Here is a 21,589-nt window from a genome sequence, read left to right as displayed (position 1 = left end):
GGAAGCAGGACGGACACAGACAGCCACTCCTCCCTGCCAATCCGCCCTCTGTTAAATTTTATAAAGACCACCGCAAGATTAAAACAAGTGCCGCTGAGGACTTCAGCCATCACTGACCCGGCGTTCATCTCTACACTTTTGGGTGGAGGCAACATGACCCGACTCAAAGGCAATCGTGGCGGCGGTGGCAGCATCTGGTTGCTGATCCTGTTGGTCATCATCGTCGTTTTCCTGCTGGCGTACTTTCTCTATCTAAAGCCGCAGGGCGTCCTCAATCTGGGCTTCATTTAAAGCCGCCCGGTTTCTTTTCCTCAACCTTCTTCTTTTTCTGAACTTCCCCATCCCCGCATTGGAGCGTGACCCATGATTAAAGGCAAAGACATTCTGGGGCGGCACATCGTCGCCATCGACTCGGGCCAGCGTATCGACAACGTGCATGACCTGATCTTCGATCATCAGGCCAACGAGGTGCTGGGCCTGCTGGTCGACGAGGGCGGCTGGTTCCGCGCCGCCAAGGTGGTGCCCTTCGAGATGATCCGTTCGATTGGCGAGGACGCCATCATGATCGACTCGGCGGACCACGTGACCACCACCCGCGACGATGACCGTCTGGCCGACGTGCTGGACAGCAAGATCAGCCTGATCGGCATGACGCTGCTGACCACCGATGGGCAGGACCTGGGCAAGATCGCCGACGTGTATTTCGACGAGAAGACCGGCAAGGTGGAGGGCTACGAGGCCACGGGCGGGCTGTTCTCGGACCTGAGCAACGGGCGGACCTTCGTGCCCGCGCCGGAAAACGTGCAGATCGGTGAACACGCCGCCATCGTGCCGGTGTCTGTGGCCGCCGCCATGCAGGAGCAGGAGCCGGGCGGAATCAAGGGTGCCTTCAGCAGCGCGAGCGACTCGATCAAGGGCGCTTACGAGAACGTGGCCGACGCCACCAAGGAACGCCAGAAAGAGTACGCGGTGGGTAAGCACGCGGGCGGCGACATCACCCTGGAAGACGGCACGGTGATCGTGGCCAAGGGCGATACGATTACCGCCGAGCAGGCCGATCTGGCCGAGCAGCACGGCAAACTGGGCGCGCTGGCCACCACCGCGACGGGCGGCGTGATCTCGGACGCCTACGGCAACATCGCCGACGCCACTAAGGAGCGCCAGAAGGAATACGCGGTGGGCAAGACGGCGGGCGGCGACGTGACCCTGGAAGACGGCACCGTGATCGTGGCCAGGGGCGACACGATTACTGCCGCGCAGGCCGATCTGGCCGAGCAGCACGGCAAGCTGGGCGCACTGGCCACCACCGCGACGGGCGGGTCGATCTCGGATGCTTACGGCAATATCGCCGACGCCTCCAGGGAGCGCCAGAAGGAATACGTGATCGGCAAGGCGGCGGGCAGTGACCTGCTGGCCGAGGACGGCTCTACCATCGTGACCAAGGGGCAGATCATCACCGCCGAGCAGGCAGACCGCGCCGAGCAGGACGGCAAGCTGACCACGCTGGCCACCAACGCCACGGGCGGCGTGATCGTCGCCAGCTACGGCAACGCCCGTGACCGCGTGCAGGGTGGCTTCGACGACATGCGCGACGCCACCGCCGAGCGCCAGAAGACCTACGTGGTGGGCAAGACCGCCAGCCAGGACGTGGCCTCCGACGCGGGCGAGGCCATCGTGTACAAGGGCGGCGTGATCACCGAGTATCAGGCCGAGCGTGCCGAGCAGGTGGGCAAGCTGGGCGCACTGACTGCCGTCGCCACGGGCGGAGCGATTGCGGGCGGCCTGCGCGGCGACAGTGCCGTCGCCGTGGACCCCAGCAGCCCCGAGGCCGCCATTGGCCGCCGCGCCAGGACGGAGGTTCGCAGTCCTAGCGGCAGTCTGGTGGCCGCACAGGGCCAGATCGTCACGGCGGCGATTCTGGAGCGTGCCCAGCACCTGGGTGTCGAAGAGCAACTGCTGGCCGCCACGGTGGGCCGCCCGGCACAGGCAGGTGGCACCGATACCCGCGCCGCCCTGGCCGGTGGCCTGGAGAACGTGTCCAGCGGGGCCAGCAACCTGTTCGAGCGTGCCAGGGGCTGGCTGGGCGAGCGCCGTGAAGATGCCGAAACGGCGCTGGACGAGCGCCAGCAGGCCGCCCACGAGCAGCGCATCAAGGACGCCCTGGGCCGCCCGGTCAACCGCGTGATCCTGGCCCCCGACGACAGCATCATCCTGAATCTGGGCGAGATCGTGACCCACAAGGCCGTGGAACTGGCCACCGGAGGCGACGTGCTGGACATTCTGCTGGACAGCGTGAGCATGGAAACGCCGGACATCAATCCGATGAACAGCCGTCCCGCCGAACACGGCAAGGGTGCGCTGGACAGCCAGCCGGATCTGGGGAAGCAGAACCTGCCCGCCAGTTCCGTCACCGATCCCAAGACGCAGGGTTAACAAGACAGAGGGCTAAACAGGCGCGGGGCTGAACATCCCTCGCCTGCCCGAATCCCCCTCCCCACGGTGAGGGGGGTTTTTCTATCGAGAACCTGAAAGCGGCTTCCCGGCGGCGAATGGGAGACACATCCTCCCGTCCATTGCAGACCGGGCCTATGCTGGCGGGCATGGTTGAAACGCTGATTGGCAACACGCCGCTGGTGCAACTGCGCCGCGTGACAGAGAGTGGCATGGCGGACGTGTTCGTGAAACTGGAGGGCCAGAACCCCGGCGGCAGCATCAAGGACCGCACCGCGCTGGGCCTGATCGAGGACGCCGAGCGCAGCGGACGCCTGAAGCCCGGCGGCACCATCGTGGAACCCACCAGCGGCAATACCGGGGTGGGGCTGGCACAGGTGGCGGCGGCCAAGGGCTACAAACTGATCCTGTGCATGCCCGCCCAGATGTCCGAGGAGCGCAAGCGGACGCTGAAAGCCTACGGCGCGGAACTGGTCCTGACCGATCCCGAACGCCGCATGCTGGCCGCCATTGAGGAAGCCGGGCGCATCTCCGAGGAAACCGGGGCCGTGGTCATGGGCCAGTTCACCAACCCGGCCAACCCCGCCGTCCACGAGCGCACCACCGGCCCGGAACTGTGGGAGCAGATGGACGGACGCATCGACGCTTTCGTGTACGGCAGCGGCACGGGCGGCACCATCAGCGGTGTGGGGCGGTTCCTCAAGTCCCAGAATCCAGACATTCAGGTAATCGCCGTGGAACCCGCGCGCAGCAACGTCCTTAGCGGTGGCGAGCGTGGCGAACACGGCTTTCAGGGCATGGGGCCGGGGTTCATTCCCGACAACCTGGACCGGGGCATCATTGACCGCGTGATCACGGTCTGGGAGGAAGACGCTTACCCGCTGGCGCGCCGTCTGGCCCAGGAGGAAGGGGTGTTCGTGGGCATGAGCAGTGGGGCCAATGCCTGGGCATCGTTGCAGGTGGCCCGCGAACTGGGGGCGGGCAAGCGCGTCGCCACCATCGCCTGCGACACCGGGGCGCGTTATCTGACCACCGCGCTCTTCAGTGACGAGACTGGAACTCCGCCAGGGTATAAACCGTACTCGCGCGAACGGGTCTTGCAGGAAGGACAGAACTGACTGCCCGTCCAGCAGCACGGGACAAAATAGTAAGTCGTCTAAGCATTAGATTGTGAAAAATCAGACAGTCTACTAGAATTCCTCTCATGTTGACCAAGAAGCTCATTGCCGAGGCCATCGGTACCTTTGCCCTGCTGTTCGCGGGCATGCTCTCTATCGCCAACGACGCAACGTTGCTGGGCGTGGCTTTCGCGCACGGGCTGGCGATTGCCGTGATGGCGATGGCGCTGGGCACCGTCAGCGGCGGGCAGTTCAACCCCGCCATCAGCATCGGCCTGAGCCTGACCGGCCACCAGAAATGGAGCGACACGCTGGCCTTCATTCCCGCGCAGTTCGTGGGCGGCATCCTGGGGGCCTTTGCTGCCGTGGCGGTGGCCGGACAGGCCGCCATGAGCAAGGTGGGCTACGGCGCGGGGGCGCTGGGCAGCGGCGTCAGCGTGGGCGGTGGGCTGCTGGCCGAGGCGATCACCACTGCATTCCTGGTGCTGGTGGTGGTCAAGGTGGCCATTCACCAGAAAAGCGTGCTGGGCGGCCTGATCGTGGGTCTGACCATCGTGGTGGGCATTCTGTCCGTGGGACCGCTGAGCGGCGCAACCATGAACCCAGCCCGCGCACTGGGGGCGGCGGTGGCGGGCGGCACCTGGGCCAACATGTGGATCTACTTCGTGGGGCCGGTCCTGGGCGGCGCGGTGGGTGCGTGGCTGGCCAACTACACCGAGGACCTGCGGCCCAAGCCGATGCCCGAGGGCGCGACTAACTGAGGCTTCGCTGTCTGAAGGTCTGAACGTCAAAAGGTCTGGAAGCAGGCGACTAAAACTTTAAAATGTGAGCATAAGAGGTGGATCAACGATGATCCGCCTCTCTTTTATATTCGTTCAATATCCAAGATTTCATACCGTGGATTGGAAATCATATTACCATCTGTTCTATTGTGATAGCTTCTTGGATAACCACAAATGCTTAACATTGCCTCCTCGAATATTAGAAGAGCCTCACGGAATGCAGCGCCCTTGTCTGACACTTCAACTACCCTTTCGGCATGCGTAGCATTATTCCTCAAGTGCATAAATTGTTTAATATTCTCCTTGTTTATTAATTTTAATGTCCCTAAATGGAGACAGAGCAGGAATATCCTTGCGTCTAGGGATTTCTTTGATTTCTATGTTTCATTTGTAACTTTATTAGTCAGTTTTACCAAGTATAAAAAGGCAATTTTTTCTAATCCAGCGCCCAAAGAATTAACTTTGATGGGCATATCCCTTATCTGGAGTGATTGTATGTACCAAGACAGACAAATATTTAGGTCTAGCCAATTCTCTTCCGAAGCTTGTATCATATCTACTCTACTTACGCCAGATATATAAGCCCCAAGATCTGATCCTCCCGAGAACCATGTTGCTTGAAAATCAAAAAGTCTAGTAGCGCGCCCCGAGGAATACATTTTAGCTTCGTATCTTACATTATCTTCTCTTAAACCATATGCCTCGACTATTGCTGGAAAGGTATGTCCACCACAGCAAAATTGCATCATAAAAGTTAGCGATTTAAATACGGGCAAGGCGTCTTGAAATTTCATGCCTAGCTTCGCCTTTGGATTGCTCAGCGATATCGACGTAGTTATCATATAGTCTGAATCTTGACGGGACTTCATTTGATCTATTCTATATTTAGGAGTTGAAATTATAATTTTCCAATTTGACCTGTATTTAATCTCCACCTGAGTGTGATCAAACTTAGATTTTCTACCATCCTGATCGTATGTCCATCTCCAATATTGTCTTAGCTCATTATTCGTTTCACAAAAGGCATTCAGATAGAATGCGCGCCAGAATTGAAATCTCTCTTCATAGTCTCCTTGTTTAGCTGTCCCGGCTATTCCATCACCACCTGTCTCACCAAAGTTAAAGCTTCTTACATGATTAATTACAAACTCAAGCCCTTTTAAATCTATATCGGAAGCGTCGAAGAATAGGCTAAAATTATTCCACCTTTCGGTCAGAGATTCAAACTCCCATTCTATTCTTACATTACCGTTTAAACTATACGAAGCCGACAATCGCCCATGATGACCATTGTATGTGCCCACATTGTTATAGAGAATTATTTTCGTTTCTTTAGCATATTTGTCTATAAGATGTGACAACTTAGCCCCCAAGTCTTACTCTGCGGTGTGAAAAGGATATCTTGTGTAAAATTCGATCTCTCGGCGTTCATGCTTTAACGGTAACAATCCTACACTTCCACTCAGCTAGCATGCCCGCATGACCTCTCCACAACGGCTGGTCCTCGCAGGCGGTTCCGGCTTTCTGGGGCGTGCGGTGGCCCGGCATTTCTCCACACTGGGCTGGGATGTGGTCACAGTTTCGCGCTCACCCTCCGCCGTGCCGATGCCGGGGCGCTGGGTGCGCTGGGACGGCCTGCGGCAGGGTGCGTGGAGCCATGAGATCAATGGAGCCGCCGCCGTGCTGAATCTGGCCGGGCGCACCGTGAATTGCCGCTATACCGCGCAGAACATGCTGGACATCTACACCTCGCGCCTGGACACCACGCGGGCGCTGGGCACGGCGATCCGCGACGCCGCACAGCCCCCGCCCGTGTGGCTGAACAGCAGTACCGGAACGATTTACAAAGACGCGCAGACTCCCCAGACCGAGGCGGCGGGCGAGATCGGGTACGGCTTCAGCGTGGACGTGGGCCAGCGCTGGGAGGCGGCCCTGATGGAAGGGGAGTTGCTCCAGACCCGCCGCATGGCCCTGCGAACCGCGATGGTCTACGGCATCGGCGCGGACGGCGTGATGGCCACCACCGATCCGCTGATGCGCCTGGGCCTGGGCGGGCCGATGGCAGGGGGCGCTCAGTTCGTGTCGTGGATTCACGAGCGCGATTTCTGCCGGGCGGTGGAATTTCTGATCGGGAATGACCTGAGCGGCCCCGTCAACCTCAGTGCGCCTCATCCCTTACCCAACCGCGATTTCCTGCGCGCCTACCGCAACGCCTGGGGGATGCCGCTGGGTATTCCGTCCACCGCCGGGCTGATCGGGCTGGGCGCAAGGGTCATGAACTCCGAGGCCGAGTTGCTGCTCAAGAGCCGTTATGCGGTACCGGAGCGCTTGCTGGAAGCGGGCTTCCAATTTGACTATCCATCCTGGCCGGGGGCGATTGCCGCGCTGGTGGCCGAGGTCCGGGAGGTGGGTCATGCGGCCCGCTAGAGTTGCGCTGATCACTGTTGGAGTTGTGGCGCTGGTGGCGGCACTCTCCGCCTGCTCGGACGTGCGCTATCTGGCGCAGGCGGCGGGGGGGCAACTGGACCTGCTTCAGCGGGCGCGGCCCATTGCCGATGTGCTGGCCGATTCCGCCACCGACGCGGAGGTGCGCCGCAAGCTGGAGCTGGTGGGCCGGGTGCGTGCCTTTGCAATAGGCGAACTGGGCCTGCCTGATCACGGCTCGTTCCTGAAATATGTGGACGTGGGGCGGCCCGCCGTCGTCTGGAACGTGTTTTCCGCGCCGCCTGACAGCATTCACCTGCTGACCTCCTGCTTTCCCATCGCGGGCTGTGTGACCTACCGGGGCTACTTCCACGAGGCCGACGCGCGGGCCTATGCCGACACGCGCCGCGCGGCAGGGGACGACGTGAGCGTGGGCGGCGTCAGCGCCTACAGCACGTTGGGCTATCTGAAAGACCCGGTTCTGTCCACCATGCTGAATGCTGGCGACGCCAATCTGATCCGCACCGTGATTCACGAACTGGCCCACCCGGCGCTGTACGTGAAAGACGACACCGTGTTCAACGAGTCCTTTGCCACCGCCGTTGAAGAGGCGGGGATGCGCCGCTGGCTCAAAAAGTACGGCACCCCCGAACTGGCCGATGCGGATCGGCTGGCCCAGGAACGCGCGGCGGGCTTTCAGGAGCTGCTGCTCCAGACGCGCGGCGAGTTGGAAGCGCTGTATGCCCAGAAGTTGCCCGCCGCCGAAGTTCAGACCCGCAAGGCACAGGTCATCCAGACCCTGAATGACCGTTACGCTGCCCTCAAGGCCAGTTGGGACGGCTACGCGGGCTACGACGGTTGGTTCAATCGCGGGGCAAACAACGCCTCGCTGGGCGCGGTGGCCGCCTATGCGACGCTGGTGCCGGATTTCCTGGGTTTGCTGGAGCGCAATGGGGGCGATATCCCTGCATTCATCAAGTCAGCGGCTGAATGCGCCAAGCGTCCCAGCGCAGAGCGGCAAGGCTGCTTGCAGGGTAGATAGGACTGCGCTTCAGCACCAGCCCCTGAAATTCCTTACCACCTGAAGAAAACCTAGCGGCTCCCGCGTGTCCCGTTCCCCGTCTGAGAGAATGGCCCCATATGTGGACTCTGGTTCTCAACAGCGGCAGCAGCAGCCTCAAATTCGCCGTGATTGATCCGGCCTCCGGTGAAACGCGCATCTCCGGGCTGGCCGAGCGGCTGGGTGCGGAGGCGGCGTCCATGCGGCTGGACTCGGATGGTGTGCGGCAGACCCATTCCCTGAACGGCGGCAGCTACGCCGAGGCCATGCGGCTGGTGCTGGCCGAGCTGGACGCACTGGGCTTGCGCCAGGACGTGCGGGCCGTGGGCCACCGCGTCGTTCATGGTGGCAGCCGCTTCAGCGCCCCAGCCGTCATCACGCCCGAGGTGCTGGAGGCCATCCGCGAGTGCGTGCCGCTCGCGCCATTGCACAACCCGGCGAATATCGCGGGCATAGAGGCGGCCATGAACGCCTTTCCGGGCCTGCCACAGGTGGCTGTCTTTGACACCGCCTTTCATCAGACCCTGCCCGAAGTCGCCTACCGCTACGCCGTGCCGGAGGAGTGGTACCGGCAGCACGGCGTCCGGCGCTATGGCTTCCACGGCATCAGCCACGCGTTTGTGGCAGGAGAGGCGGCCCGGATGCTGGACCGTCCAGTTTCAGACCTCAACCTGATCACTGCCCACCTGGGTAACGGCTGTAGCGTCAGCGCGGTGGCGGGCGGGCGCAGCGTGGACAGCAGCATGGGCCTGACGCCGTTGGAGGGCCTAGTCATGGGCACCCGCAGCGGTAACGTGGACCCCGGCCTGCACGACTATCTGGCGCGCGTTTCGGGCCTGACCCTGACCCAGATCACGGCGGCCCTGAACCGCGAAAGTGGCCTGCTTGCTCTATCCGGCCTGACCAACGACATGCGCGAACTGGAGGAAGCGGCGGCGCGCGGACATGACGGCGCGAGGCTGGCGGTGGAAATCTTCGTCTACCGTCTGGCGCAGGGTATCGCGGCGATGGCCGTGGCCCTGGGCCGCGTGGACGGTCTGGTTTTTACCGGAGGCATCGGCGAGAACAGCGCCACGGTGCGCGCGGCGACGCTGGCCCGCCTGCCTTTTCTGGGGTTCAGGCTGGATGACGCCGCCAACACGGCAGCCGTGCGCGGCCAGAGCGGCTCCATCAGCGCCCCGGACAGCCTCCCCGCCCTGGTGGTCAACACCAACGAGGAATGGATGATCGCCCGCGAGACGGCGGAAGTCCTGTCGCTGACGCCGCGCTGAGCGCACACTCTCTGTCCTCAGACTTTTAGACCCTTAGACCCCTCCGAAGGAGCCACCAATGAAAACCCTCTTCATCGCCCCCACCCGCAACGCCGTGGGCCTGTCCAGCACGGCGCTGGGCCTGACCCGCGCGCTGGAACGGCAGGGCCTGAAAGTCGCCTTTCTCAAGCCCATCGCCCAGACGCACGAGAGCGCCACCGACGACAGCGTGCATTTTGCCCGCGTGCTGGCCCACCTGAAAACCCCCGATCCGATTCCCCTGTCCAGGGCCGAGGACCAGCTCAGCCACGGCGCGGAAGAGGAATTGATGGAAAACGTGATCGCCCTGTCACGGGCGGCCACCGACGGCTTCGGCGCAGATGTGCTGATCGCCGAGGGGCTGGCCCTGACCGAGCGCAACGTGTACGCGGGCGCATTGAATGCCTCGCTGGCCCGCAATCTGGAGGCCAGCACCGTTCTGGTCTCCAGTCTGGCGGGGGTGACGGCGGGAACGCTGGCCGACGAACTGGAAATCGCCGCACAGAACTACCGCCGCAGCGACGGCACCGGGCTGTCGGGGTACGTGCTGAACTTTGCGCCCAGAGAGCTGGATTTTGGTGGCCTGATGGCCGAGTTGCGGGCGCGCAGCCCTCTGCTGGCCAGTGGGGAACTGCCGCTGCTGGGCGTGGTGGCGCAGTCTCCCGCGCTGGCTGCCCCGCGCACGCTGGACGTGGCCCGCTATCTGGAGGCCGAGGTGCTGAACGAGGGCGAGGCCCAGCTCAGGCGCGTCACCAGCACGGTGGTCACCGCTCGCACCGTGCCACGCATGGCCCATCTGTTCGTGCCCGGCGCACTGGTGGTCACGCCCGGAGACCGCGAGGACGTGATCATGGCCGCGTCGCTGGCGCACCTGAGCGGCGTGCCGCTGGCGGGCCTGATGTACACCTCGGACAGTGGGCCGGAGGACAGCATTGAAAAACTGTGCCGGGCGTCCCTGACCTCCAGCCTGCCCGTTATGCGCGTGAAGACCAATTCCTTCAACACCGCCTCACGGCTCTCGCGCATGGACGCCCGCGTGCCGCACGACGACACCCAGCGCATGGACCACACGCTGGACTTCATCGCGGACCGCCTGGATCTGGCCGCCCTGAAAACCCGCATCCGCACGCCGGACGTGGTGGGCGAGCGCCGCCTGCCCCCCAGCGCCTTCCGCTATGAACTGATCCAACGCGCCCGCGCCGCCAACAGGCGCATCGTGCTGCCCGAGGGCGACGAACCCCGCACCATCCGCGCCGCCATCCGCTGCGTGGAGAAGGGCATTGCCCGCCCGCTGCTGCTGGCCGTGCCCGACAAGGTGCGTCAGGTGGCCGACGGGCTGGCCCTGATCCTGCCGCCGGGCCTGGAAATCATTGACCCGGACACCATCCGCTCCAGGTACATCGCCCCGATGGTGGAACTTCGCAAGAGCAAGGGCCTGACCGCCCCGCAGGCCGAGGCGCAACTGGAAGACGCTGTGGTGCTGGGCACCATGATGCTGGCGCTGGGCGAGGTGGACGGACTGGTGTCCGGCGCGGTTCATACCACGGCCAACACCGTGCGCCCGGCCATGCAACTGATCAAGACGGCCCCCGGCGCGGCGCTGATCTCCTCGGTCTTTTTCATGCTGATGCCCGAACAGGTGCTGGTCTACGGCGACGCGGCCATCAATCCCAATCCCAATGCCGAGGAACTGGCCGACATCGCCATCCAGAGTGCCGACAGCGCCCTGGCCTTCGGGATCACGCCGCGCATTGCCATGCTGTCCTACAGCACAGGGGAGAGCGGCAGCGGCGAGGACGTGGAAAAGGTGCGCGTGGCCACCAGACTGGTGCAGGAACGCCGCCCGGACCTGATGGTGGACGGCCCGATGCAGTATGACGCTGCCAGCGTGCTGAGCGTGGGCCGGCAGAAGGCCCCCGACAGCCCCGTGGCAGGCCGCGCCACCGTCTTCATCTTCCCCGATCTGAATACGGGCAACACCACCTACAAGGCCGTGCAGCGTGCGGCGGGCGTGGTGGCCGTGGGACCGATGCTTCAGGGCCTCCGCAAACCCGTCAACGATCTGTCGCGCGGGGCGCTGGTGGACGACATCGTGTATACCATCGCGCTGACCGCGATTCAGGCGGCGCAGGTGGAAGCGGCGTCGGCAGAGTAAAGCCGTTCAGGTCGCCCGGTGCTGCTTCACCCGTACAGGTCTGCCCGGCTCAGTGGCACACTCGCCTGCCTGTCCTCATCCGGTTTGGCCAGCAGGCTCTGGAAGATGCTCAGGTGGCCCTTCTGGAAGTAGTACGACGTGGCCCCCAGATAAATGCGCCACAGCCTGAAACGCTGTTCGCCCAGTGCGGCCAGCGCCTCGGCCCGGTGCGTTTCCAGATTGCCGGACCAGTGGCTCAGCGTGCGGGCGTAGTGTTCGCGCAGGTTTTCCACGTCGCGCACTTCAAACAGGGCCTCGCTGGCGTGTTTCAGGGTCTCCCACACCGGCAGCAGTTCGCCGTCCGGGAAGACGTACTTGCGCGAAAAATTGCCGCTCTGGAGCCACATCGGCACCTGCGCCTGCCCGATGCCGTCGCTGATGGCGTGGTTCAGCATCAGTCCGCCGGGCTTGAGGGCCGCGTAGGCCGTGCGGAAGTAGGTGGGCATGTTTTTGCGGCCCACATGCTCGGCCATACCAATGCTGCTGATCTTGTCGTACTGGCCTTCCCCGGCCCCCAGCACGTCGCGGTAATCGCGCAGTTCCAGCGTCACCAGATGTTCCAGGCCCGCCGCCTGCACCCTGGCACGGCCCTCTGCAAGCTGCGCCTCCGAGAGCGTGACGCCGTGAACCCGCACGCCGTAAGTCTGCGCGGCATAAATTGCCAGACCGCCCCAGCCGCAACCGATGTCCAGCAGGTGTTCGCCCGCTTTCAGCCTCAGCTTGCGGCAGATGTACTCCAGCTTGGCGGTCTGCGCCTCGTCCAGCGTTTCTGTGCCGGTGGGAAAGTAGGCGCAGGAATACACCATCCGCCGATCCAGCCACAGTTTGTAAAAGTCATTGGACACGTCGTAGTGGTACTGCACGGCCTGCTGATCGCGTTCGCGGCTGTGCTGCTGACCGTCCAGGCTGGCCGTCACGGGGGCGGCGGCTGGCCCGGAAGCGCGGCGCAGGGTGTCCACGGCCCCCAGCAGCCCAGGAACCTGCGCGGCGCTGAAAGCCGCATCAAAATCGTCGGCAATCCCGGCGATGGTGCCGATGTCGCCGTCAATCTCGAAATCTCCGCGCAGATACGCCTCGCCCAGTGCCACGTCCACCGGCAGCTTGAGCATGCGGCTTAGCGTCTGGTCGCTGTTGAGGGTCAGGGTGGCGCGGCTGGGCCGGGTGGCGGGAATGACCGTGCCGTCCCACAGGCGTACCTCAAAGGCACGCCCGCTGGGCAGCACGGCCCCCAGCAGGTGCAGCGCGGCGGCGCGCAGTTCGGGTGCAGTGGGCGGGGGCTGTGTGGCCCGGCGCACCACGAGGGCAGCGCCAAGTGCGGCAGCGGTCAGCAGGCGGCGGCGGCCAGGGCGTAAAGGGCGAGGCGAAGATGAAGACATGGCCCACGCTAGCGCGAACAGGGACCGCAGCAGGCGCAGGCTGCATCCCTGGCCGATTGCCCTGTGCGTCCATTGTTCCTCCCCTGGCTCTCATACGGGTTCGGACAGTGTTGACCAAGATTTGGAGGGACACCCGAACAGGGCTTCTAAAGCAGTTGTCATAAAAAGACCATTTTTATGACCGAGCGGAGCGGGCAAGCGTCCTCAAGGGCGTCTGTTCTGCCCAAGACAGCGAGTGACTTTTACTGAGCAGGACGGACTGGTACAGCTCGGAACGAGAGAATGGAGTCGCCGGAAGTCTTTTATTCCGGCGACGTAATTCGGAGAACTGCTCTGGGACGCCATGCCCGTTCCCCCATCCCAGCCTTCCCCGCAGGTGGGGAGGAGCAAAAAGCCCATGTTTCTGGGAAGTGGTTGAAATCCGAGACCCTTTTGAAACCACACGCTTACCTGTACAGATCCCCCCGGCTGAATGGCACATGCGCCCTGCGCTCAGCGTCTGGCTTGGCCAGCAGGCTCTGAAACAACTGGAGGTTGCCGCGCTCGAAGGCGGGCACGCAGGCGTTGAGGTACAGCCGCCACAGCCGGAAACGCTGTTCGCCCAGGGCTTCTCGGGCCTCCTCGCCGTGCGCTTCGAGGTTGTCGGCCCAGTGCCGCAGCGTCAGGGCGTAGTGTTCGCGCAGATTCTCCACGTCGCGGACCTCGAACCCGGCCTCGGCGGCGCGTTGCAGCGTTTCGTAGATGGGCTGAAGTTCGCCGTCGGGGAAGACATACTTGCCCGCGAAGTTGCCGCCCTCCACCCACTGCGGCAGCTTGCGCGGGTTGGGCGGGCTGGCGATGGCGTGGTTCATCATCAGCCCGCCGGGTTTCAGGGCTGCGAAGGCGGTGGCGAAATACGCCGGGAGGTTCTTGCTGCCCACATGCTCGGCCATGCCGATGCTGCTGATCTTGTCGAACCTGCCCTCGCCGTCGCTCAGCACGTCGCGGTAATCGCGCAGTTCCAGCGTCACCAGATGTTCCAGCCCCGCCGCCTGCACCCTGGCACGGCCCTCTGCAAGCTGGGCCTCCGAGAGCGTGACGCCCAGCACCCGCACGCCGTAGTGCTGCGCGGCGTAAATCGCCATGCCGCCCCAGCCGCAGCCGATGTCCAGCAGCCGCTCGCCCTCCTGTAAGCGCAGCTTGCGGCAGATGTGTTCCAGCTTGGCGGCCTGCGCGTCGTCCAGCGTTTCGCTGCCAGTGGGAAAGTAGCCACAGGAATAGACCATGCGGCGGTCCAGCCACAGCTTGTAAAAATCGTTGGACACGTCGTAGTGGTACTGCACGGCCTGCTGATCGCGGCCCCGGCTGTGGGACGGCCCTTCCAGTTTGGCCGTGATCGCCAGCGGATCGGGCGCGCCCTCGCCCGTGCGGCGCAGGGCAGGCAGCAGCGCCAGCAAGCGCAGCAGCGTCGTGGGCGTCAGCTCCAGATCGTCGCCCAGGTTGGCGACGGTTCCCACATCGCCCTCGATGTCGTAATCGCCGCGCAGATACGCCTCGCCCATGCTGATGTCCAGCGGAAAACGCAGCATGCGGTTCAGGGCGTATTCGCTGTTGATCACCAGCGTGGCGCGTGCAGGTTGCCGGGGCGTGTGCAGCACGGTGCCGTCCCACAGGCGCACGTCGAAGGCACGCTTCTCGGGCAGCATCACCTCCATGATCTTCAGCGCCGTCTCCCGTTTCTGGGCCGGGGTGGGTGGCGGCCTCGTGGCATTGCGGACCAGCAGTCCAGCCCCCAGTCCGGCGGCGGCCAGCAGGGCTGGAGCAGTGCCAGAGCGGCGAGGGGCGGGACGGACAGGAGGGCGGGGTGAGGCGGTCATAGACTACGGTAAGCCCGGAATTGTGTTGAGGGATAAGAAATAGTCGGATTCACTTGGGCGGTTCTTGAACTGTTTTCAGATGGAAGTAAAGAGGGTGGTTTCTATGCCACTGCTCTCGGTACCCCTGCCACACGGCGACGGCGATCCTGGCAGCCAGCGTTCAGAAATCGGAAATCCCCGCCGCAGTGGACGGGGATTCGATTGAAAGGCCATCCCAGGTGTCTCAGCGGCGTTCTGACTTGAAAAAATCCTTACGCTTGATTTTGACCAGTCGTCCATCAGGATGATGCCAGACGATGCCTTCCATCTCTGGACGCACTTCCAGATATGATTTCAGGCCAGCAAAATCGCGTGGAGCATCATTCAGGTGTTCCTCGCCGTGCCGGATCAAAACGTGTTTCTGAAGCCCCTCGGGGTTGCCCTGAACCTTCGGGCCGATCAATTCATAGGTGCCGTCTGGCAAAGCGGCATTGGCGCTGACCCAGGCTTCGCGGTGAAAGGCGTCATTCGGTCCGTCATCCACTGGTACCCAGCCGGGATGATGGCCGGTCACTGGGTCGGGTTCCTGTGCGGCCTCGAAACCGGGTGGCGGTGTGCGGCCCTTCTTGGCGTCGTAACGCTTGAGCAGTCGCCCGTCACGGACCAAGCAACTGGTGCCGTCCCACTTGCGGGTGGCCATGCCCTCGCCGTCCCTCACCCATTCGGCTCCAGGGACCACCTCGTCCCGCACTAGACGGTCGGTTTCGTAATTGCGTTGAAACAGGCTCAAGATTTTTTGCATCTTCCTCTCCTCGCTGGCAGTCTGGCAGGCCAGCACGCATCGAGGTTGCGCCATCTGGCCTACCCATGAAAAACCCCCGCCACAACGGACAGGGACTCTCCTTTTAACCTCGATTACAGCGAGATCAGGAAGGGATCTTCCAGCGCCTCGGCGATAAAGCGCACGAAGCGGGCCGCGTCTGCGCCGTCGATCAGGCGATGATCGTAGGTCAGGCTCAGGGGCAGCATGTTGCGAGGCTCGAACTCGCCCTTCTCCTTGTTCCAGACCGGCTCCAGGCCGCCGCGCGAGACGCCCAGGATGGCGACTTCGGGGCTGTTGACGATAGGCGTGAAGGCGTGGCCGCCGATGCCGCCCAGGTTGGAGATGGTGAACGTGGCCCCCGACATCTCGTCGGGCTTGAGCTTGCGTTCGCGCGCCCGGCCCGCCAGCTCGGCCAGCTCCAGCACCAGTTCGGTGATGCTCTTGCGGTCCGCGTCCTTGACCACCGGGACCAGCAGACCCACCGGGGTATCCACCGCCACGCCGATGTTGATGTAGTCCTTGAAGACCACCTGCTCTGCGCCCAGATCCAGGCTCGCGCCGAATTTGGGGAACTGGCGCAGGGCGTTCGCCACGACTTTCATCAGAATGTGGGTCATGGTCAGCTTGCCGCCCGCCTTTTCCACGCGCGCGCCGAAGCGTTTGCGGGTTTCTTCCATCGCGGTCACGTCGGCCTTGTCGAAGTGCGTGACCATTGGAATGGTGGTCCACGAGGCGGTCATGGAGCGCACGGTGGCCTTGCGGATGCCGGACATGTCCTCGCGCTTGACCGTGCCCCACTTCTCGAAATTGGGCAAGGGGGCTGTGGGTTGTGGGCTGTGGGCTGTGGGGGCCTGAGCGGCGGCAGCAGCAGGTTGCACGCTGGGTGTTCCGGCAGTGCGGCGCACGTCTTCCTCGCTGATGCGTCCGGCGATGCCTGTGCCGTGAACGGTGTGAATGTCCACGCCGATTTCACGGGCCATGCGGCGCACGCTGGGGGCGGCGGGAATCACGGTGCGCCCGTCATAGGTCTGGGTGTTGTAGGTGCCCTGCGCGCCGGGAAACTGCGCTTTGGGCTGCTCGCCGCCCGCCTGCGCGCCGGAGGGAAGGGAAGGCTGGGCCTGTGGAGCGGCCTGCGCCTTCTGCGCTTCCTGCTGGGCCTGCGCCACGCGGTTGGCCGTGCCCGCGTCGGCAGCCGTGCCGCTGGATTCCACGTTGGCCGCCTGATCGCCGCCGCCCTGTGTGGTTGAAGTCTGGGCTGGAGCCGCAGCCGCCGCGCCACCTGCGCCGCCCGACAGCGTCAGAATGGTGCCGCCCACGTTCACGGTGTCGCCCACCGCCACGCCGATGCTTTCCACGGTGCCGCCCGCGCTGGACGGAACCTCGATCACAGCCTTGTCGGTCTCGATCTCGATGACCGGATCGCCCTCTTTCACGGTGTCGCCGACGTTGACCAGCACGGTCACGACGGTTCCCTTCTCGATGTTGTCGCCCACGTCGGGCAGCGCGACGACGGTGCTGCCGCCGCCCGACTGGGCCGGGGCAGAGGCGGCTGGTGCTGGGGCCGCTGCTTCCTGCTTGGGCGCTTCGGCTTTGGGTGCTTCAGCCTGAGCGGGAGCTGCCGCCGCCGGGGCCGCGCCGCCACCGCTCAGGGTCAGGATCACGCCGCCCACGTTCACGGTGTCGCCTACGTTGACCGACACGGCTTCCACCGTGCCGCCCTCGCTGGCCGGGACTTCGATCACGGCTTTATCCGTCTCGATCTCGATGATCGGATCGCCCTCGGCAATGGTGTCGCCCGCTTTGACCAGCACGGTGACGACGGTTCCCTTCTCGATGTTGTCCCCGACGTCGGGGAGTTTCAGTTCTGTCGCCATTTGGAGGCTCCTTTGTAAAGATGTTGATGGTTGAAAGTTGATGGTGGAGGGCTGACAGAAAATCGTTTTCCATCACCCATCCCCATCACCCATCAACGCAGGACGGGCGCGGCGCGTTCGGGATCGATGCCCAGATCGGCAATCGCCTTGGCCACCACGTCGCCCTTGACCTTGCCATCGCGCTGGAGGGCGTAGAGGGTTGCCACGACGACGTGCTTGGCGTCCACCTCGAAGAAGTCGCGCAGTTCGGCGCGGCCCTCGCTGCGGCCAAAGCCGTCGGTGCCCAGGGTCCACAGCTTGCGGTCCAGGTGGCCGTTCAGACCGTCCGCGCCCAGCTTCACATAGTCGCTGACCGAAATCAGGACGCCGGGGGCGTTCTCGGGGGTCAGTTGCTCGGCCACATAGCTGACTTTGGCTGTCTCGGTGGGGTGCAGCATGTTGTGGCGCTGGGTCAGCAGGGCGTCCTGATGCAGTTCCTTGTAGCTGGTGACGCTCCATAGGTCTGCGGCCACGCCGTAATCGGCCAGCATGTCCACGGCTTTCTGCGCGGCGTCCATCGCGGGGCCGCTGGCGAGAATCTGGGCGCGCAGCCTGGCCTTTTTATTGGCGTTGCGCTGGAACAGGTACATGCCCTTGAGAATCCCGTCGTGGATTTCCTGGTGGGTGCGCCCGTCGTCGGGCATGGCGGGCTGGATCTCGTTCTCGTTGTCCACGGTGATGTAATAGAACTCGTTGATGCCGTCCACGTACATGCGCTGGATGCCCGCCTCGATGATCACGGCCAGTTCGTAGGCGAAGGCCGGATCGTAGGTCTTCATGTTGGGGACCACGTAGCCCTGGAGGTGGCTGTTGCCGTCCTGGTGCTGCAAACCCTCGCCGTTGAGGGTGGTGCGCCCGGCGGTTGCGCCCAGCAGGAAGCCGCGCGCCATCTGATCGGCGGCAGCCCACACCAGATCGCCGATGCGCTGCATGCCGAACATGGAATAGAAGACGTAGAAGGGAATGGTGGGCACGCCGTGGTTGGCGTAGCTGGTGGCGGCGGCGATCCACGAGGACATCGCGCCGTCCTCCGTCAGCCCCTCTTCCAGCATCTGGCCGTCGATGCTTTCCTTGTAGACCATCAACGAGCCGCTATCGACGGGCGTGTAGGTCTGGCCGCGCGGGCTGTAGATGCCGATGCGCGGCACCAGCGCGTCCATGCCGAAGGTGCGGGCCTCGTCGGGCACGATGGGCACGATGTACTTGCCGATTTCCTTGTCGCGCAGCAGCTTGCTGAGGATCGAGACGGCGGCCATCGTGGTGGACACGGCGCGGCCCTTGCTGCCGCCCGCGAATTCCTCGTAGAACTCGCCCGTGGGCACGGTGGGGTGCGGGTACTCGACGTGGCGCGAGGGCACCAGACCGCCCAGCGCGGCGCGGCGTTCCAGCGCGTACTTGACCTCCGGGCTTTCGGGGCCGGGGTTGTAGTACTCCAGATGCTCGACTTGCTCGTCGGTCAGGGGCAGTTCCAGCAGCGTTCGCAGGGCCATCAGGCTGGCCACGTCCAGCTTCTTGACGTTGTGGGCCACGTTGCGGGCCTGCGCGCTCTCGCCCAGGCCGTAGCCCTTGACGGTGCGCGGGATGATCAGTGTGGGGCTGCCCTTGTGTTCGGTGGCGGCCTTGTAGGCGGCGTAGATCTTATGCACGTCGTGGCCGCCCCGGTTCAGCAGTTCCAGATCGGCATCGGACCAGCCCTCGATCAGGCGCTTGAGTTCGGGGGTGTTGAAGAACTTCTCGCGCAGCTCCTTGCCGCCGAAGGCCGCGTAACGCTGCGATTCGCCGTCCACCAGCAACTCGAAGCGCTTGACGATGGTGCCGTTGTAGTCCTTCTGAAGCAGCTCGTCCCACTTGCCGTCCCAGATGACCTTGATGACATTCCAGCCCGCGCCCCGGAACAGCGCCTCGAACTCCTGAATCACCTTGGAGTTGGCGCGCACTGGGCCGTCCAGCCGCTGGAGGTTGGCGTTCAAGACGAAGATCAGGTTGTCCAGGTTCTCGTAGGCGGCAAAGCGGATCGCGCCGATGCTCTGCGGCTCGTCCATCTCGCCGTCGCCCAGGAAGGCCCAGACGCGGGCGTCGCCCTTGGGCTTGAGGCTGCGGTTTTCCAGGTACTTGATGTAGCGCGCCTGATAGATGGCCTGGATCGGCCCCAGCCCCATGCTGACGGTGGGAAATTCCCAGTAGTCGGGCATCAGCCAGGGGTGGGGGTAGCTGGCGAGGCCGGGGCCGTCCGGGGACAGCTCGCGCCGGAAACGGTTCATGCGGCCCTCGTCCCAGCGGCCTTCCAGGAAGCTGCGGGCGTAGACGCCGGGGCTGGCGTGGCCCTGGAAGAACACCATGTCGCGGTCTGGCCCGGCTTCCGGCCCCCGGAAGAAGTGGTTAAACCCGACTTCCAGCAGTTCGGCGGCGCTGGCGTAGGTGGCGAGGTGGCCGCCGATGCCGTCGCTGGCCTTGTTGGCGCGCAGCACCATGATCACCGAGTTCCAGCGAATCGCGTTGCGGAACTTCAGCTCCAGCGCCTCGTTGCCGGGGTATTCGGGCTGCGCGTCCACATCGATGGTGTTGATGTACGGCGTGTTCTGCTTGAACTCGATGGGTGCGCCCTGAAAATAGGCGTAGTGGTCCAGTTCGGTCAGCAGTTCCGCCGCGCGGTTGTCGCCCGCGTCGGCAAACACATAGGCCAGAGAATCGAGCCACTCCTGCGTCTCTATGTGGTTGACCGAATCGCGTTCCTGCGAAGGAAGTCCCGCGCGCGGCGGGCGGTTGGGCGGCTGTTTCGTCATGGGGCCAGTCTAGGCCACGCCCTTCCACACTTCCAACAGGCGTTTGTCACGCGATTCACCAGACGCGGTGGTGAGTGGGTTGGGGCCGTAGCGGCTGAACGCCTGGGCGTGCTTCGCCCGTCGCCCCCCTCCCAGCCTCCCCCGCAGGGGGGGAGGAGCCAAGGGCCATTGCCTCTCGCTGGCGGCAAGTTGGAAGATTCTTCAATTCAGTATCAGCAGTCCTACCGCAAACGCCGTACCAAGCAGCAAAAAGTCCCTCCTTGCGGGGGACTGGCACAGCTCGGTACGAAAGGGTTGGGAGGGGGGTGGCGGGCATAGCCGTCCCAACTTGAAACCAAGCCGCCCCACACCACCCGCCGCTGGTATCCTGACCCCATGAAACCGGCCCGCCACGCCCTGTCCCTGCTGGCCGCCCTGCTGCTCCCCGCCGCGCTGGCACACCGGCCCGTGTTCAATCCCGGTTCCGGCAGCCGTGCCGCCGCCTTTGCCATTGCCGAACCGGAGGTGTCGCAGGTCATCACCGCGCAGGGCAAACGGGGCACGCGGGACTGGTACACGCTAAAGGTTCCGGCGGGATTCGCGCTGGATGTGGCTGTGTTCGTGGGGGCGCGGTGCAACGCTGGCTACCGCCCGCAGTTGTGGCTGGCTGGCCCTGGCCTGGGCAACGGCAGCGGCGGTTCCCCGCGTCCCGCCTTTCTGCCCGCTGGGGTGGGTGCGGTGGGCGTGCCGAACACCTACACGCCGTACAGCGGTCACGGCGTCACCGCCCGCAAGGGCCAGACGCTGGCGCGCACGCTGGGGGGCGGGGAGTATTCGCTGGTGGTGGACAACGGCGCGGCAGACGGCTGGTACTTCCTGTCGCTGGCCGGGTTGGAGAAGGGTGGGGGAACGGCGGCGGGGCGGGAGGGGCTGGCAAGGTTTGGGACGTGTAGATGATGAAACTCAACTTAAACTCGCCAAATGTTGCCCGGAGGCGATTTCAGAAACTTAATCACGTAGAATAACTCACCATCATGAATAGTTATGCCCAATGTCCTCACTATTTGGGAATCCTAATGTCGTATCCTCTGTCTGATTGCCAATGAGCGCTTTGCAATACCTTTAGGAGATTGCATAATGAATAAGATTAGAATTGGGAATAAAATCAGAACACAAACCAAGAAGGGCAAGATAGTAAGAAGATATACACGCCCTGTTGGTGATGACGGGGAAATTTTCATTCATTAGACCTCTTGCGAAAGTCAGGCACATTTAGCGGTGGCGTTGCAGATGGCGGCGATGAGGTTGACTCGGAGGCTGAACCGCTTTCGCCGATGGCGATACGTTTCCTTCAACACTCGAAAAATCTTGAGCCGACGAATAACATGCTCAACAGCGATTCTGAAGCGTGCCAGTCGAAGATTTTCTGCTTTCTGTGCCGGAGTGAGCTTGCGTTTCTTGCTCGCTTTGTGCGGTGTATGGCACAGCGGGTGTTGGTGTTGAACGCCCTGATAGCCAGCATCGGCAACCAATTCAGTTTCAGGGTGAATGGCGGTCTGGGA

General features: G+C 63.5%; 16 protein-coding genes. 9 read left to right on the top strand and 7 right to left on the bottom strand.

Annotated elements, in window-relative coordinates:
- Positions 1 to 153: 153 nt before the first annotated feature.
- The 4 genes from BOO71_RS28080 (at position 154) to BOO71_RS22645 (ending at position 4,330) form a co-directional block, all read left to right on the top strand.
- On the top strand, positions 154 to 291 hold the full coding sequence (locus BOO71_RS28080; protein WP_175607513.1) for a hypothetical protein: 138 nt from the start codon (positions 154 to 156) through the stop codon (positions 289 to 291).
- A gap of 72 nt (positions 292 to 363) precedes the next feature.
- Positions 364 to 2,433: a PRC-barrel domain-containing protein gene (locus BOO71_RS22655; protein WP_075836359.1), complete on the top strand. Its 2,070-nt coding sequence runs from the start codon at positions 364 to 366 to the stop codon at positions 2,431 to 2,433.
- A gap of 167 nt (positions 2,434 to 2,600) precedes the next feature.
- Positions 2,601 to 3,569 carry a cysteine synthase A gene (gene cysK / locus BOO71_RS22650; protein WP_075836450.1) on the top strand — a complete coding sequence of 323 codons (969 nt, stop codon included), beginning with the start codon at positions 2,601 to 2,603 and terminating at the stop codon, positions 3,567 to 3,569.
- Between the two features lie 86 nt (positions 3,570 to 3,655).
- Positions 3,656 to 4,330: an MIP/aquaporin family protein gene (locus BOO71_RS22645; protein ID WP_075836356.1), complete on the top strand. Its 675-nt coding sequence runs from the start codon at positions 3,656 to 3,658 to the stop codon at positions 4,328 to 4,330.
- A 398-nt stretch (positions 4,331 to 4,728) separates the two neighbouring features.
- Here the strand turns inward: BOO71_RS22645 and BOO71_RS27310 are convergent, their stop codons facing one another.
- On the bottom strand, positions 4,729 to 5,655 hold the full coding sequence (locus BOO71_RS27310; protein WP_217694936.1) for a hypothetical protein: 927 nt from the start codon (positions 5,653 to 5,655) through the stop codon (positions 4,729 to 4,731).
- 175 nt (positions 5,656 to 5,830) lie between these two features.
- Here BOO71_RS27310 and BOO71_RS22640 point away from each other — a divergent pair, with 175 nt between their 5' ends.
- From BOO71_RS22640 to pta, 4 genes are all read left to right on the top strand, one after another.
- On the top strand, positions 5,831 to 6,778 hold the full coding sequence (locus BOO71_RS22640) for an epimerase (protein ID WP_075836354.1): 948 nt from the start codon (positions 5,831 to 5,833) through the stop codon (positions 6,776 to 6,778).
- Positions 6,765 to 7,817 (top strand): aminopeptidase, encoded by a 1,053-nt coding sequence (locus BOO71_RS22635; protein WP_075836352.1) that lies wholly within the window; start codon positions 6,765 to 6,767, stop codon positions 7,815 to 7,817. Before BOO71_RS22640 ends, BOO71_RS22635 begins: the two co-directional genes overlap by 14 nt.
- Before the next feature lie 98 nt (positions 7,818 to 7,915).
- The gene (locus BOO71_RS22630) at positions 7,916 to 9,106 is read left to right on the top strand and encodes an acetate kinase (RefSeq protein WP_075836350.1); all 1,191 of its coding nucleotides are present in this window, start codon (positions 7,916 to 7,918) and stop codon (positions 9,104 to 9,106) included.
- Positions 9,107 to 9,164: 58 nt separating this feature from the next.
- A complete protein-coding gene (gene pta, locus BOO71_RS22625) occupies positions 9,165 to 11,279 on the top strand; it encodes a phosphate acetyltransferase (protein WP_075836348.1) in 2,115 nt (704 codons plus the stop codon).
- Between the two features lie 26 nt (positions 11,280 to 11,305).
- Here pta and BOO71_RS22620 read toward each other — a convergent pair whose 3' ends face one another.
- The 5 genes from BOO71_RS22620 to aceE all read right to left on the bottom strand — a co-directional run bounded on the left by BOO71_RS22620 (position 11,306) and on the right by aceE (position 20,048).
- A complete protein-coding gene (locus BOO71_RS22620) occupies positions 11,306 to 12,694 on the bottom strand; it encodes an SAM-dependent methyltransferase (protein ID WP_083653748.1) in 1,389 nt (462 codons plus the stop codon).
- Positions 12,695 to 13,140: 446 nt separating this feature from the next.
- A complete protein-coding gene (locus tag BOO71_RS22615) occupies positions 13,141 to 14,550 on the bottom strand; it encodes an SAM-dependent methyltransferase (RefSeq protein ID WP_075836346.1) in 1,410 nt (469 codons plus the stop codon).
- Between the two features lie 223 nt (positions 14,551 to 14,773).
- The gene (locus BOO71_RS22610; RefSeq protein WP_075836344.1) at positions 14,774 to 15,331 is read right to left on the bottom strand and encodes an RNA ligase 1 family protein; all 558 of its coding nucleotides are present in this window, start codon (positions 15,329 to 15,331) and stop codon (positions 14,774 to 14,776) included.
- Positions 15,332 to 15,444: 113 nt separating this feature from the next.
- On the bottom strand, positions 15,445 to 17,226 hold the full coding sequence (locus BOO71_RS22605; RefSeq protein WP_075836342.1) for a 2-oxo acid dehydrogenase subunit E2: 1,782 nt from the start codon (positions 17,224 to 17,226) through the stop codon (positions 15,445 to 15,447).
- Positions 17,227 to 17,318: 92 nt separating this feature from the next.
- Entirely contained in the window at positions 17,319 to 20,048 is a 2,730-nt protein-coding gene (gene aceE / locus BOO71_RS22600) for a pyruvate dehydrogenase (acetyl-transferring), homodimeric type (RefSeq protein WP_075836340.1), read from the bottom strand.
- A 375-nt stretch (positions 20,049 to 20,423) separates the two neighbouring features.
- Between aceE and BOO71_RS22595 the strand changes: the two genes are divergently transcribed.
- Complete coding sequence (locus BOO71_RS22595) at positions 20,424 to 20,984, top strand: hypothetical protein (RefSeq protein ID WP_075836338.1); 561 nt, start codon at positions 20,424 to 20,426, stop codon at positions 20,982 to 20,984.
- Between the two features lie 305 nt (positions 20,985 to 21,289).
- Here BOO71_RS22595 and BOO71_RS22590 read toward each other — a convergent pair.
- The coding region (locus BOO71_RS22590; RefSeq protein ID WP_139322688.1) for a transposase family protein at positions 21,290 to 21,589 on the bottom strand (300 nt) is incomplete at its 5' end.

It is taken from the genome of Deinococcus marmoris, from assembly GCF_001949125.1.
Taxonomy (GTDB): Bacteria; Deinococcota; Deinococci; order Deinococcales; family Deinococcaceae; genus Deinococcus; species Deinococcus marmoris_A.
This window is presented reverse-complemented; position numbering and strand designations above follow the sequence as displayed.